At 68.0% G+C, this 13,865-nt stretch carries 12 protein-coding genes; 2 read left to right on the top strand and 10 right to left on the bottom strand.

Translation table 11 applies throughout. The features are described 5' to 3' along the window. The first annotated feature begins 90 nt into the window (after positions 1 to 90). Together ACFVWL_RS13145 and ACFVWL_RS13140 are read left to right on the top strand one after the other, a co-directional pair. Positions 91 to 1,383, top strand: a complete 1,293-nt coding sequence (locus tag ACFVWL_RS13145; protein WP_387183354.1) for a flavin-containing monooxygenase — start codon at positions 91 to 93, stop codon at positions 1,381 to 1,383. 55 nt (positions 1,384 to 1,438) lie between these two features. Continuing rightward, positions 1,439 to 2,182, top strand: coding sequence for an alpha/beta hydrolase (locus tag ACFVWL_RS13140; RefSeq protein ID WP_387183352.1), 744 nt, complete (start codon positions 1,439 to 1,441; stop codon positions 2,180 to 2,182). A gap of 3 nt (positions 2,183 to 2,185) precedes the next feature. On the opposite strand, the gene ACFVWL_RS13135 is transcribed toward ACFVWL_RS13140, so the two are convergent. From ACFVWL_RS13135 to ACFVWL_RS13090, 10 genes are all read right to left on the bottom strand, one after another. Next, complete coding sequence (locus ACFVWL_RS13135; RefSeq protein WP_387183349.1) at positions 2,186 to 3,073, bottom strand: carbohydrate kinase family protein; 888 nt, start codon at positions 3,071 to 3,073, stop codon at positions 2,186 to 2,188. A gap of 28 nt (positions 3,074 to 3,101) precedes the next feature. Beyond that, positions 3,102 to 4,211 (bottom strand): polysaccharide deacetylase family protein, encoded by a 1,110-nt coding sequence (locus ACFVWL_RS13130; RefSeq protein WP_387183346.1) that lies wholly within the window; start codon positions 4,209 to 4,211, stop codon positions 3,102 to 3,104. A 2-nt stretch (positions 4,212 to 4,213) separates the two neighbouring features. Then, positions 4,214 to 5,329: an adenosine deaminase gene (locus tag ACFVWL_RS13125; protein WP_387183344.1), complete on the bottom strand. Its 1,116-nt coding sequence runs from the start codon at positions 5,327 to 5,329 to the stop codon at positions 4,214 to 4,216. 50 nt (positions 5,330 to 5,379) lie between these two features. Next, a complete protein-coding gene (locus ACFVWL_RS13120; protein WP_387183342.1) occupies positions 5,380 to 6,693 on the bottom strand; it encodes a thymidine phosphorylase in 1,314 nt (437 codons plus the stop codon). Beyond that, entirely contained in the window at positions 6,690 to 7,088 is a 399-nt protein-coding gene (locus ACFVWL_RS13115) for a cytidine deaminase (RefSeq protein ID WP_017828470.1), read from the bottom strand. Before ACFVWL_RS13115 ends, ACFVWL_RS13120 begins: the two co-directional genes overlap by 4 nt. Before the next feature lie 26 nt (positions 7,089 to 7,114). After that, positions 7,115 to 8,398, bottom strand: a complete 1,284-nt coding sequence (locus ACFVWL_RS13110; protein ID WP_387183627.1) for an ABC transporter permease — start codon at positions 8,396 to 8,398, stop codon at positions 7,115 to 7,117. Continuing rightward, a complete protein-coding gene (locus ACFVWL_RS13105) occupies positions 8,398 to 9,717 on the bottom strand; it encodes an ABC transporter permease (protein ID WP_387183339.1) in 1,320 nt (439 codons plus the stop codon). The genes ACFVWL_RS13110 and ACFVWL_RS13105 overlap by 1 nt, the downstream gene beginning before the upstream one ends. Beyond that, positions 9,714 to 11,228 (bottom strand): ABC transporter ATP-binding protein, encoded by a 1,515-nt coding sequence (locus tag ACFVWL_RS13100; RefSeq protein WP_387183336.1) that lies wholly within the window; start codon positions 11,226 to 11,228, stop codon positions 9,714 to 9,716. Before ACFVWL_RS13100 ends, ACFVWL_RS13105 begins: the two co-directional genes overlap by 4 nt. Positions 11,229 to 11,349: 121 nt before the next feature. Next, a complete protein-coding gene (locus ACFVWL_RS13095) occupies positions 11,350 to 12,471 on the bottom strand; it encodes a BMP family protein (protein WP_387183333.1) in 1,122 nt (373 codons plus the stop codon). Positions 12,472 to 12,631: 160 nt separating this feature from the next. Beyond that, complete coding sequence (locus tag ACFVWL_RS13090; RefSeq protein ID WP_387183331.1) at positions 12,632 to 13,747, bottom strand: mannose-1-phosphate guanylyltransferase; 1,116 nt, start codon at positions 13,745 to 13,747, stop codon at positions 12,632 to 12,634. Positions 13,748 to 13,865: the final 118 nt, after the last annotated feature.

Here is a 13,865-nt window from a genome sequence, read left to right as displayed (position 1 = left end):
CGACGCCCCCGCCTGCCGATACGATCGGTGGGCGGGGGCGTTTTTCGAGCACGACGGCGTGCGGAAGTACACGGATGTACGGGGAGCCACATGAACAGATATGCCGTGATAGGCGCTGGTCCGTCCGGCCTCGCTGCGGCACGCGCACTGCAGAAGCGCGGGATCGAGGTCGACGGCTACGAGGCCTCGCACGGCGTCGGAGGACTGTGGGATATCGGCAATCCCCGCAGCACGATGTACGAGTCAGCACACCTCATCTCCTCGCGCACGACGACCGAGTTCGCGGAGTTCCCCATGCGCTCACGGGTCGACTACCCCGGCCACCGGGTTCTCAAGGAGTACTTCGAGGACTACGCCCGACACTTCGAGCTGACGCGGCTGTTCCGATTCGCCACCAGCGTCACCCGCCTCGAACCGCGCGACGGGGGCTGGGACCTCACGAGTGCCGGCCCCGGTGGCGTGGAGACCCGGTGGTACAAGGGAGTCGTGCTCGCGAACGGCACGCTCGCCGAGCCGAATGTGCCGACGTTCCCCGGAGAGTTCACGGGGGAGCTGCTGCACACGAGCGCCTACAAGTCTGCCGATCAGTTGACGGGCAGGCGGGTGTTGCTGATCGGCGCGGGCAACTCCGGCTGCGACATCGCGGTGGATGCCGTGCACCATGCGGTCTCCGTCGATATGAGCGTCCGCCGGGGGTACTACTTCGTTCCCCGCTACCTGTTCGGCAAGCCCAGCGACACCCTGAACCAGGGCCGCCCGCTGCCGGCACGCGTCAAGCAGGCGGTCGACAGTCGCGTGCTGCGGGCCTTCACGGGCGACCCCGTGCGGTTCGGGTTCCCGAAGCCCGGCTATCGCATCTACGAGTCGCACCCGATCGTGAACACCATGATCCTGAACCACCTCGGTCAGGGCGATCTGCGCATCCGCCCCGACATCGACCGCTTCGACGGGGCGACCGTGCGCTTCCGCGACGGCACCGCCGACGACTACGACCTCGTGCTGCTCGCGACCGGGTACACCCTCGACTACCCGTTCGTCGACCGCGAGCACCTGCACTGGCGCGGTGCGTCGCCCCGACTGTTCCTCAACGTCTTTCCCGCATCGTTCAACGGTCTCTACGTGATGGGGATGATCGAAGCCTCGGGCATCGGGTGGCAGGGCCGTTTCGAGCAGGCCGAGCTTCTCGCGGCCTACCTCTCCGCCGTCGAAGAGGACCCGGCGCGCGCGGCCCGGTTCCGCGACCGGGTGACCGGAACGCCCTGGCCCGATGTGACCGGTGGTTATCACTACCTGGGCCTCGACCGGATGGCGTACTACGTGAGCAAGGATGCCTACCGGGGTGCTGTGCGGCACGAGAGGCGTGTCCTGGAGACGCCGGCATGACCTCTGCCCGCTGACCGACGGCGTGCCTCCCCGCAGCGCGGAGTAGCGTTGTCCCGTGCAGAAGAAGTCTCGCCGGATCCTGAAGCGCGTGCTGTGGAGCGTCGCGATCGTGCTGGTGCTCGCCGTCGGCGGAGTGCTCGCGTGGACCCAGATCGGTGTCATGGCCGCGGCGCCGGAGCCGCTCGCGGCCGTGCGGGAGAACCCGGCGATCACCGTCACCGACGCCGCCCAGGGCATCGTGCTCGCTCCGGCCGAGGGAGAATCGGACCTCGGCCTCGTCTTCATCCCCGGCGCCAAGGTGGATCCCTGGGCGTACGCCGCGATCCTGCAGGGGCTGGCAGAAGACGGAGTCACGGTCGTGATCACACGCCCCTGGCTGAACCTGGCGTTCTTCGATCCGCGAGGCCTCGATGCCTTCACCTCCGCAGCCCCCGACGTCGATGTCTGGAGCGTCGGCGGACACTCCCTGGGCGGGGTGCGCGCGTGCCAGCTCGCGTCTGACGCCGATGCGCTCGTGCTGTTCGCGTCGTACTGTGCGAACGATCTCTCCCAGAGCGGTCTTCCCGTGCTGAGCCTGTCCGGAAGCGAGGACGGGCTCTCCACTCCGGACAAGATCGCCGGTGCCCGGGACCAGCTGCCCGCAGACGCCGTCATGGAGGAGATCGAGGGGGCCTCGCACGCCTCCTTCGGCGACTACGGCCCGCAGGACGGCGACGGCACGCCGACGATCTCGCAGGACGAGATGCACGCGGAAGTCACGCGCCTGACCGAAGGCTTCTTCGCGCCTCTCGTGCCCTGAGCATCACTCCCCCGCTGTCCCGAGGATCGGGTCGAGCAGCGGATGCAGATGCCGCGTGCGAAGGACCGATGCCGCCGACCGCGCCCCTGCTTCGAGTGCGGCGGTGACGCCCACCCCGTCGAGACGCGCATCGAGCACGCCGACCAGGAAGGCATCGCCCGCGCCGTTGGTGTCGACCACCTCGACGGGCTCTGCGCGTACCCGATGCACTGCGCCGTGTTCGTCGACTGCGACCGCCCCGTCCGCCCCCAGGGTGCACACGGCCAGGCTTGCGCCCGCCGCGATGCGCGAACGCAGGAATGCCACCGGGTCATCGAGCTGATCGGCGTTGCAGAACACCGTGTGCGCGGCGTCGAGGAACGGCCGATGGAAATCCGCCGTGCCGTCGTAGTCGTGCACGTCCACCCAGATCGGTGTGCCGGTCGATCGGGCGAGGGGCAGCAGACGCAGGGGTTCCGCCGCGAGGTCGAGCACGACGGCGTCTGCCGCACTCATCGCGTCGCGCACCCAGGCGTCCTGCTCGCCTTCCGTCGCCTCGGGCGTGGACAGATACAGCGAAACGCGCCCGCCCTCGCGTGTCATGAGGTTCAGATGCCGTTCGGTGAGGCCGTCGCCCCAGTGCGTCTGCACCCCGGCCGCCTGCAGCGCTTCGCGCACACGATTGCCCTCCGCGTCCGTCCCGGCCAGGGCATGGAGCAGCGTCGTCCGGCCCAGCGCGGTCAGTCCGAGCGCCTTGCCCGCACTCGTGCCTCCGACCGTCTCCCACGTATCCTCGGCGAACTGCATGTGCGGCACGGGTTCCGGAAGCCGGTCGAGCACGACGATCCTGTTCCAGGAGGCCGGGCCGACGATGAAGACGGAAGCGGGCACAGGTTCGGGCATGGAGGACATGCGCACCATCCTGCCTCGTGATCGATACTCAGCCGATGCGCGACACCAGCGCGTCCAGCCCCATGCCGTAGTCGATGCGCACGACGGGAAGAGCGAACCTGTCCGTGCCGATCTTGACGTAGCCGGGTTCGATCGTGCGTCCCATCTCGTAGCCGGCCTGGGCGACACCCTGCTTGGTCGTGTCGTTGTAGTGCCCGTACGGGTAGGCGACGACCTGCCCCACACCGAGGATGTCGGCCGACGTCTTGAGGTCGGCAGCGATCTGGTCGGCGCTCCAGTTGACCATCCGGCCCTTGCCGTTGTCGCCGGCCTGGTGCATGTCGTGCGTGTGCGATCGGCGCTGCACATAGATCGACGGTGCCGGATCCTGCCGATAGGCCGTGATCATGAAGGACGTGCTGAGCAGCTTGTACTTGTCGACGACCGGCACCGCGAGGTCGAACCACGACTGGTCGGCGTCGTCGTCGGTGATGATCACGCTCTTCGCCGGAAGCGAGAGCCGACCGTCGATGAAGGCACTGAGCTCATCCCAGGTGGGAAGGTAGAAGCCCGTCGTCGCGATGTGGTTCATCTGCGCGTCGAAGTCTCCGATGTACGCGTAGTTGCCCCGCAGCCAGCCCTTCTCCCCCTCGGGGTTGGCTGTGAACTGGTGGTACATGAGGATGGGCACGCGCACGTTCGCCGCTGCATTCTCCTCCGGGGTCTTCCACGCCGCGAAGAGTTCGACCTGCTGTTCCGCGCACACGACGGGGTCGGCGCCGTTCACACGAGCGGCGTCTGTGAAGGCTCCCGCGTCCGCCGCGGTCGCATACCAGCCGGCGAACACCCGACCCTCGAGCTGCGGAATCGGCAGCCCCTGGTACAGAGCATCCTGGAACTGGAGCATCGGGTCGGCGGGGGCGCCCTCGCCCGTGAACGTGACCGCGCAGGCACGCGGATCGTCCGCATCCGCCACGATCTGCTCCGCCGGCGTCAGCGGATGCTCGATCGTCGCGCTCTGCGCCTTCGGAACGGTGTTCTCCGGCGTGCGATTCAGCCACGCGAAGGCCGCGGTGCCACCCGCGAGCACGACGACTGCCGCGATGGCGCTGACGATGACGGCGGTGCGTCCGCGCCGCTTCTTCCCCCCGGAAGCCATGATCAGGCGTCGAATCCTTCGGCGATCATCTCCACGAGCTCCTCGCGCTCCTCGACCGGGAGGAAAGCGGCCGCGGCGGCGTTGAACTGGAACGTCTCGAGGTCGTCGAGATCGTATTCGAACGCCTCGACGAGCAGCGCGAGCTCACGGGTGAGCGACGTCGCGCTCATGGTGCGGTTGTCGACGTTCACGGTGACCGCGAATCCGAGCTGGTAGAGCAGGTCGAAGGGGTGATCCACCATCGTGTTGCCCCACGCGGCGATCGCACCGGTCTGCAGGTTCGACGAGGGCGAGAGCTCGAGCGGGATCTCACGATCGCGGACCCAGCGCGCGAGGTCGCCGAACTGCACCTGCACCTCGTCGCCCTCCTGCGTGATGACCTCGAGGTCTTCGGCGATGCGCACACCGTGGCCGAGCCGCAGCGCGCGTCCGTCCAGCAGAGCCGAGCGGATGGAGGCAGGGCCTGCCGCCTCTCCCGCGTGCACCGTGACGGGGAAGAAGTTCTCGGCGAGGTAGTCGAAAGCCTTGCGGTGGTTCGACGGCGGGAAGCCGTCTTCGGGGCCGGCGATGTCGAAGCCCACGGCACCGCGTCCACGGAAGTCGACCGCGAGCTCGGCGATCTCGAGGGCGCGATCGGTGTGCCGCATCGCCGTGATCAGCTGACCGACACGGATGCTGCGGCCGGAGCGGTCTGCAGCGTCCTCGCCCTCTTCGATGCCCTGCTGCACGGCTTCGACGGTCTGCTCGAGCGTGAGCCCGCGGGCCACGTGCTGCTCGGGAGCCCAGCGCACCTCACCATAGATGACGCCGTCGGCCGCGAGGTCCTGGACGAACTCGCGCGCGACGCGCGTGAGCCCCTCCTGGGTCTGCATCACGGCTGTCGTGAGGTCGAAGGTCTTGAGGTACTCGACCAGCGATCCGGAGTCGCTCTGCTTCGCGAACCACGATCCCAGGGCCGCGGGCTCCGATTCCGGAACCTCGAGGCCGATCGCGTCCGCGAGCTCGATGATCGTCGCGGGCCGCAGCGCGCCGTCGAGGTGGTCGTGCAGCGACACCTTGGGCAGGCTCCGCAGGGAGACCCCCTGAAGCGTGACGTCGCCGTTCGCATCGATCGACATGGTGATCCTCTCGGTCGCGGATGTGCTCAGTTCAGGCTAGCGGTCCGAGGTCACGCCGTGATGCGCTCGCGAACGATGGGACCGGTCGCCGGAGCCTCGTCGCCGATCTCCCAGGAGCCCTCGAGCGCGTCGAGCGCCCTGCCGAATCGTGCCTCCTCCGCAGCGGAGAGCGTGAACAGCGGCTGTCCGGCGACGACGCGGTCACCCGGCTTGGCGTGCAGATCGATGCCCGCCTCGAAGATCACCGGGTCCTGCGCCCTGGCGCGTCCGGCGCCGAGACGCCACGCGGCGACTCCGAAGGGCAGGGCGTCCATGCGCGTGAGGATGCCGTCGGCCGGGGCCAGCACCTGATGGGTCTCGCGGGCCGTCGGGAGCGCGGCATCCGGGTCGCCGTCCTGGGCGCGGATCATGGCCTTCCAGGTGTCCATCGCACGACCGTCGTCGAGCGCGGCCTCCACGTCGGCGTCCGGCTGCCCGGCGAGGGCGAGCATCTCGCGTGCCAGGGCGATGGTCAGCTCGCGCACATCGGAGGGTCCGCCTCCGGCGAGGATCTCGACCGATTCGCGGACCTCGTTCGCGTTGCCGATCGCGAGTCCGAGCGGCACGTTCATGTCGGTCAGCAGCGCGGTCGTCGCAACGCCGGAATCGGTACCGAGGGCGACCATCGTGCGCGCCAGCTCACGGGCGCGGTCGATGTCCTGCATGAAGGCGCCGGATCCGAACTTCACGTCGAGGACGAGAGCGTCCGTGCCCTCGGCGATCTTCTTCGACATGATGCTCGAGGCGATCAGCGGGATCGCCTCGACGGTGCCGGTGACGTCGCGGAGCGCGTACAGCTTCTTGTCGGCCGGGGCGAGGCCGGAGCCCGCAGCGCAGATGACCGCGCCCACGTCGCCCTGCATCTGCGCGAACATCTCCTCATTGCTGAGGGCCGCGCGCCAGCCGGGGATCGACTCGAGCTTGTCGAGCGTGCCACCGGTGTGACCGAGGCCCCGACCGCTCAACTGCGGCACGGCCACGCCGAACGAGGCGACAAGCGGGGCGAGCGGCAGCGTGATCTTGTCGCCCACGCCACCCGTGGAGTGCTTGTCGACCGTGCGCTTGCCGAGCGAGGCGAAGCTCATCCGCTCCCCCGACGCGATCATCGCGTCGGTCAGCACGCGGATCTCGTCGCGCTCCATGCCGCGCTGGAAGATCGCCATCGCGAACGATGCCATCTGCGCGTCCGAGACGTAGCCCCGGGTGTAGGCGTCGACCATCCACCGCAGGGCCGGCTCCGGTACGGCACCGCCGTCGCGCTTGGCACGGATCACATCGATCGCGTCGAACGGTTCGATGGCTCCCTGAGCCTCTGCAGCGGTCATCGTGCTTCCTCCAGGTCGCGCGGCCCGAACGCATCGGGCAGCACCTCGTCGATCGTGCGGATTCCGGAGACGGTCTCCAGGAGCATCCCGGGCATCGCGTGCTCGAACAGCAGCTGGCGACAGCGTCCGCACGGCATGATGGTCTGCCCCTCGTTGTTGACGCACACGAAGGCGACGAGCTGGCCGCCGCCGGACATGTGCAGGTCGCCGACCAGAGCGCACTCCGCGCACAGTGTCACGCCGTACGACGCGTTCTCCACGTTGCAACCGGCCACGATGCGACCGTCGCCGACGAGGGCGGCCGCCCCCACGCGGTAGCGCGAGTACGGCGCGTAGGCCTTGGTCATGGCGTCCGTTGCGACCTGGCGCAATTCATCCCAGTCGATGTCCGTCATTGCGATGCTTCTCTCTTCCCGGCGGGCTACGACTTGATGTAGGGCTTGCCGTCGGCGGCAGGCGCCTTGATCTGACCCGCGAACCCGGCGACCGCCAGCAGCGTCACCACGTACGGCAGCATCAGCATGAACTCACCCGGGATGGGTGTCTTCAGGATCGACAGCAGGTTCTGCAGGTTGGTGGCGAAACCGAACAGCAGTGCCGCGAGCGTCGCGCGGATCGGGTCCCAGCGACCGAAGATCACCGCGGCGAGGGCGATGAAGCCGAGACCGGCGGTCATATCCTTGCCGAACTGCGGAACCGAGACGAGCGTGAAGTAGGCACCGCCCATGCCGGCGATCGCGCCGGCGAGCAGCACGTTCCAGAATCGGGTGGGGTTCACCTTGATGCCCACGGTGTCGGCCGCCTGCGGATGCTCGCCGACGGCACGCAGCCGCAGACCCCACCGGGTGCGGTAGAGGCCCCAGGCCACGACCGCGACCGTGATGAACATCAGATACCCGATGAACGTCTGGTTGAAGAGCACCGGACCGATGATCGGGATGTCGCTCAGCACCGGGATCTCGACGCGCGGGAAGCGCACCGGCCTGTTCAGCGTCGCCTCGTTCGGCGCGAGCAGCGCGCCGTAGAGGAAGCCCGTGAGACCGGTGACGAGAACGTTGAGCACGACACCGACGATGACCTGCTCGACGAGGTACTTGATCGCGAACGCGGCGAGGACGCTCGCCACCAGGACGCCGCCGATCATCGCGCCGACCAGGCCGACGAACGGGTTGCCGGTGATGCTCGACAGGAGCGCCGCGGAGAACGCGCCGAGGAGCAGCTGCCCCTCGATCGCGACGTTCACGACGCCGGCACGCTCGCCGATGACGCCGCCCAGAGCACCGAACACGAGAGGCACCGAGAGCGAGACCGCGCCGAACAGCAGGCTCGTCACCGGCACGAGCCCGCCGGCCGAAGCCCAGACGAGGAAAGCGAAGACGGCCAGCACGCTGAATGCGATGACGAGCCAGAGCGACGGCGAGCGGTATGTCCAGGCACGGAGGAAGGCCCCGACCGTCAGCACCACGAGGATGCCGAACACGACCCAGAACGTCGACGCCGTCGGGAGGGCCACATCCGGCAGCGCGAGCGCCGAGGACTGGTCGGAGAGGCGGAACGTGCTGATACCGTCACGCGGCACGAGCAGGAACAGCAGGGCGAGGAGCACAGTGGCCCCGGCCAGGACGATCGGCGCCTTGAGGTGCCGTTCTTTCACGGTCGCCAACTGCACCGTGCCGTCGGCGGCCTGAGTCTGCACGAGGGACATCATGCCGCCACCGCCTTCTTCGCGGCCTTGGCTCTGAGCCTGGCCGCCTTCTCGATATCGGTCTTCGGGAGGAAGAACACCGTGCGCAGCAGCGGAGGCGCGGCGATGAACAGCACCACGAGCGACTGCACGACCAGCACGATGTCGACCGGGATGTCCTGCGCCTGCATGGAGAAGGACCCTGCCTTGAGCGCGCCGAACAGGATGCCCGCGGCGAACGTGCCCCAGGCGCGGCTGCGTCCGAGGAGGGCGACGGTGATCGCGTCGAAGCCGATGCCGGCATCGATCGTCTCGGTCACGCCCGTGGTGACAGCACCCTGGATCTGGTTCATCCCGGCGAGACCCGCAAGGCCGCCGGCGAAGAGCATCGCGTAGACATAGATGCGCTGCACGCTGATACCTGCGGCGCGTGCCGCATGCGGGTTCTCGCCCACGGCGCGCATCCGCATGCCGAGCGACGAGCGCTCGATGAGCCACCAGACGAACAGGGTCGCCACGATGACGATCACGAAGCCGAGGTCGAGCAGCGGGAACTGCGGTCCGAGCAACGTCGGGAACTGGGCGCTCTCCGGGGTAGCCGAGCCGAGGGCCTGGTTCGTCCCCGGCTTCTGCAGCAGCCCCGGCGTGCGGATCATCCACAGCAGCAGGTAGTACGCGATGTAGTTGAGCATGATCGTGAGGATCACCTCGTGCGCACCCGTACGCGCTTTGATGAGTCCCGCGATCGCACCCCAGAGCGCACCGCCGGCGATACCGGCGATGAGGGTGACCGGGATGTGCAGCCAGATCGGCAGGTCGAGCGAGAACGTCAGCAGCGCGGCGACGGCCACACCGATGAGCATCTGACCACGAGCACCGATGTTGAACAGGCCGACGCGGAATGCCAGCGCCACGCCGAGGCCGGCCGCGATGAGTGGTGCCGCAAAGCCGAGAGTGTTGGTCAGCGGGCGGATCTGCGCCGCGAAGTCCGCTCCGCGTGCGTTGAAGATCGCGCCGCGGAACAGCGCCTCGTAGCCGTTGTACACGGCGTTCCAGGCGGCGACGAACGTGTCACCGGGCTGTGCGAAGAAGTAGACGGATGCTTCCAGAACGTCTTCGTTCGTGAAGGCGATCAGGACACCGCCGACGATGAGCGCCAGCACGATCGCGAGGATCGTGGTGACCGCATTGCCGCGGAGGATCTCCTTGAGGATGACGTTGCCGCGCGGGGGCGGCGGCACGTCCGACGGGTCGCGCGGGACGGTGCCGGTGCTCGTGGCGAGCTCCTGCGGCGGGATCCCCTTGGTCACATCTCCTGCGCCGGGTGTCGCTCCGCTCACGCGGCCACCTCCCCTTCGGCCGCTCCGGCCATCATGAGTCCGAGCGTCTCCCGAGGCGTGTCGCCGGGGACGATACCGACGATCGTGCCGCGGTACATGACCGCGATCCGATCGGCGAGAGCTGCGACCTCGTCGAGCTCCGTGGAGACGACGATCACGGGCACGCCCGCGTCGCGCGTCTCGATGATCCGCTTGTGGATGAACTCGATCGAGCCGACATCCACGCCGCGGGTGGGCTGTGCCGCGACGAGAAGGCGCAGATCGCGGCTCATCTCCCTGGCGATGACGACCTTCTGCTGGTTGCCGCCGGACAGTGTTCCTGCGGCGGTCTCCGGACCCTGGGTGCGGATGTCGTACTCCTTGATGCGCGCACGGGCGAACTCGTCGAGCACCGAGCGACGCAGGGTACCCGCGCGGCTGAATTCCGGGTCGTCCGAACGGTCGAGGATCAGGTTCTCCGCGACGGAGAATCCGGCCACCAGGCCGTCTTCCGTGCGGTCCTCCGGTACGAAGCCGACACCGGCGTCGAGGATCGCCCGCACGCTCTTGCCCACGAGCTCGTTGCCGTCGAGCTCGATGCTGCCTTCGACACGGGCGGCGAGACCGACGATGGCCTCCACGAGCTCGGTCTGGCCGTTGCCCTGGACACCCGCGATCGCGAGCACCTCCCCCGGGCGGACGACGAAGTCGACGCCGTCGACGACGATCGCCCCCGTGGGAGTGAGCACGCGCAGGCCCCTGACCTCGAACCCGCCCTCGCCCAGGCGCGGCGGCTCCTTGTGAACGGTGAGTTCGACGGCCCGGCCGACCATGAGCGAGGCGAGCTCGGCGTTGGTCGCGGTCGGAGACGCCTCGCCGACGACACGGCCGAGACGCACGATGGTGATCTTGTCGGCGACCTCGCGGACCTCGCGCAGCTTGTGCGTGATGAACACGATCGCCGTGCCCTCGTCGCGCAGCTGACGCATGATGCTCATCAGCTCGTCGGTCTCCTGCGGTGTGAGCACCGCGGTGGGCTCGTCGAACACGAGCACCTTCGCGTCGCGTGACAGCGCCTTGATGATCTCGACGCGCTGCTGCACGCCGACGGGAAGGTCTCCGACGAGCGCGTCGGGGTCGATGTCGAAACCGAAGCGGGCCGCGACCGACCGCACGTGCTCTCGCGCCTTCGCGATGTCGAGCCTGCCGAGGGCCTTGGTCTGCTCGTGTCCGAGCATCACGTTCTCGGCCACGGTGAACACCGGGACGAGCATGAAGTGCTGGTGGACCATGCCGATCCCCGCAGCCATCGCGTCACCGGGACCGCGGAAGCGCTGCACCTCGTCATCGAGGAGGATCTCGCCCTCGTCCGCCTGATACAGGCCGTAGAGCACGTTCATGAGGGTGGACTTGCCTGCGCCGTTCTCACCGAGCAGCGCGTGGATCTCACCCGGTTCGACCACGAGATCGATGTGGTCGTTGGCAACGAGGGTGCCGAATCGCTTGGTGATGCCGCGAAGTTCGAGCTTCATATCTGCACCTTATCCAGAAGAGTCATCCAGAAGAGTCATCGAGGAGAATCGTCGTCCGTCCACGACACGGGGCGAGTGGCAGCCTGCTCACCACTCGCCCCGTGCGGGAACTGCGACGGATTTACTTGGAGGTCGGGGAGTTCGGAGACTCCACCGTGATGTCGCCCGAGATGATCTGCTCCTGCAGAGCCTTGAGCTCGTCGGTCAGACCGTCCGGGAGCTTCGACTCGAAGTCGCCGAAGCCGGAGAGCTTGACGCCCTCGTTCTCGAGCGTGCCCACGTACGGGGCCGGGTCGAACTCGCCCTTGGCCGCGGCCAGGGTCGCGTCCTTCACGGCGACGTCGATCGCCTTCATGATCGAGACGAGCGTGATGCCGGCCACCTCGGGGTCGGCGACGGCGAGGTCGCTGTCGACACCGAGCATCAGGGTGTCCTTGCCACTGTCGGCGATCGCCGCAGCCGCGCTCTGGTAGACGGGGCCACCGACCGGGAGGATGACGTCGACGCCCTGGTCGAGCACACCCTGTGCGGTCTGCTTGGCGGTGTCGTTCGCGTCGAAGCCACCCGTGAACGAGCCCTTCTGCGTGGCCTCGTCCCAGCCGAAGACCTCGACGGCTGCGGACTTGTCCTCGTTGTACTTCTCGACACCGAGCTGGTAGCCGTCCATGAACACGGCGACCGACGGGATCTGCATTCCGCCGAAGGTGCCGACCTTGTTCACACCGCTCTGGGCAGACCATGACGCGGCAGCGTAGCCGCCGAGGTATGCGGCCTGAGCCGTGTCGAAGACCAGGGGCTTGATGTTCGGGGCGTCGACGTTGCCGTCGAAGTCGTTGTCCGCCCAGTCGTCGATGATCGCGTAGTCGATGTCGGGGTTCGCGAGAGCCGACTCGACCGTGGCTGCGGACAGCTTGAAGCCGACCGAGACGATGAGCGAGCAGCCCTCGGAGACCGCGGTCTCGAGGTTCGGCGCGTAGTCGTTGTCATTCGCCGACTCGAACTCGAGCGGCTTGATGTCCAGCTCCTCGGCGGCGCTGTCCATGCCCTCCTTGGCGGACTGGTTGAACGACTTGTCGTTCCATCCGCCGGCGTCGGAGACGAGGCAGGGAAGGAAGTCGGAGGCGACCGGCTCGCCGGAGCCGGCGGGCTTGTCTGTCGGCGCCTGACCGCAACCGGCGAGTGCGAAGACGACGCCAGCGGCGACGGTGACGCCGAGCAGCTTCTTGGTGGTGGAGATGGTCAACTGATGCCTCCCTCAACGAAACCGCGGCCATCGCGGATCGATCAAAGTTACCTACTGTTTCGGTTTTTGTGCACGCCCGTGCCCCACGTGCTGGCCAATGGTTACCAAGCTGAAATCAAGACACCCGATGAGCGTGGGCGAGTGCTCATCGGAGCAGACGTCAGAGCACGTCCCCCCGGCCGGTGAGCTTGAGCGACTCGACGACACCCTTCACCCGCTGCGCATGCTGCACCGTCGTGACCAGCAGCGCGTCGGGGGTGTCGACCACGACGATGTCCTGCACCCCCACCAGGCTGATGACGCGCGAGGTCTGGCTGACGAGGATTCCGCTCGCACCGTCGGTCAGCACGCGGGCGTTCGGCCCGAGCACGGCGAGGTCGTTCTTGCGGCCGTTGGTGATGAGCTTGGTCAGTGAGGCGAAGTCGCCCACGTCGTCCCAGTCGAAGTGCCCGGGGACCACGGCGAGACGCCCGCGTCGGGCGGCGGGCTCGGCGACCGCGTAGTCGATGGCGATCTTCTTCAGGCGCGGCCAGATCCGATCGACCGCCGGACCTCGACGATCGCGGTCGTCCCAGGCCTCGGCCAGTTCGAGCAGCCCGGCGTGGAGCTCGGGCTCGTTCACGGCCAGCTCGTCCAGCAGCACGCTGGCCTTGGCGATGAACATGCCCGCGTTCCAGAGGTATCCGCGATCGGCGATGTACTCCTTCGCCGTCTCGAGGTCGGGCTTCTCGACGAAGCTCTCCACGAGGGCGGCCTCGCGCGCACCGTCGACCACGAGCTCCGGCCCCATCTTGATGTAGCCGAAGCCGATCGCCGGCTCCGTCGGCGTGATGCCGATCGTGCAGATGTACCCCTCCCGCGCCACCTCGACGGCGTCGCGCACCGCGAACTCGAAGACCCGCGTGCCGCGGATCACGTGGTCCGCACTGAACGAGCCGATGATCACGTCGGGATTGCGGCGATGCAGGATGGCAGCGGCGAGGCCGATCGCCGCCGCCGACTCGCGCGGCTCCGATTCCAGGAAGACGTTCAGATCCGGGATCCCCGGCAGCTCGGCCTCGACGGCCGCCCGGTGGGCGCGGCCGGTGACGACCGCGATCCGGTCAGCACCGGCGAGCGGGACGAGTCGATCCCAGGTGTCGCGCAGCAGCGAGTGGCCCGAACCCGTCAGGTCGTGCAGGAACTTCGGTGCGTCCGCCCGGGAGAGCGGCCACAGCCTGCTGCCGATGCCGCCGGCGGGAATCACTGCGTAGAAATCCTTGATGGGTGCGCTCACCCTGCCCAGGGTAGCCGCAGTGGACATCTCGACATCGAGACACTTAGGTTCCCCTTCGTCGCTCCCAGTGATCTGACAGGAATAGGATGGACTCCGATCGGGCGTGCCTGACACTTCG

Origin of the sequence: Microbacterium sp. NPDC058269, assembly GCF_042881445.1 — a bacterium.
Lineage (GTDB): Bacteria > Actinomycetota > Actinomycetes > Actinomycetales > Microbacteriaceae > Microbacterium.
This window is presented reverse-complemented; position numbering and strand designations above follow the sequence as displayed.

Bases quoted from the DNA above. Each gene is read 5' to 3' on its own strand.
- ACFVWL_RS13145 (WP_387183354.1), top strand. From the start codon at position 91: ATGAACAGATATGCCGTGATAGGCGCTGGTCCGTCCGGCCTCGCTGCG.
- ACFVWL_RS13135 (WP_387183349.1), bottom strand. From the start codon at position 3,073: ATGTCCTCCATGCCCGAACCTGTGCCCGCTTCCGTCTTCATCGTCGGC.
- ACFVWL_RS13130 (WP_387183346.1), bottom strand. From the start codon at position 4,211: ATGGCTTCCGGGGGGAAGAAGCGGCGCGGACGCACCGCCGTCATCGTC.
- ACFVWL_RS13125 (WP_387183344.1), bottom strand. From the start codon at position 5,329: ATGTCGATCGATGCGAACGGCGACGTCACGCTTCAGGGGGTCTCCCTG.
- ACFVWL_RS13120 (WP_387183342.1), bottom strand. From the start codon at position 6,693: ATGACCGCTGCAGAGGCTCAGGGAGCCATCGAACCGTTCGACGCGATC.
- ACFVWL_RS13115 (WP_017828470.1), bottom strand. From the start codon at position 7,088: ATGACGGACATCGACTGGGATGAATTGCGCCAGGTCGCAACGGACGCC.
- ACFVWL_RS13110 (WP_387183627.1), bottom strand. From the start codon at position 8,398: ATGTCCCTCGTGCAGACTCAGGCCGCCGACGGCACGGTGCAGTTGGCG.
- ACFVWL_RS13100 (WP_387183336.1), bottom strand. From the start codon at position 11,228: ATGAAGCTCGAACTTCGCGGCATCACCAAGCGATTCGGCACCCTCGTT.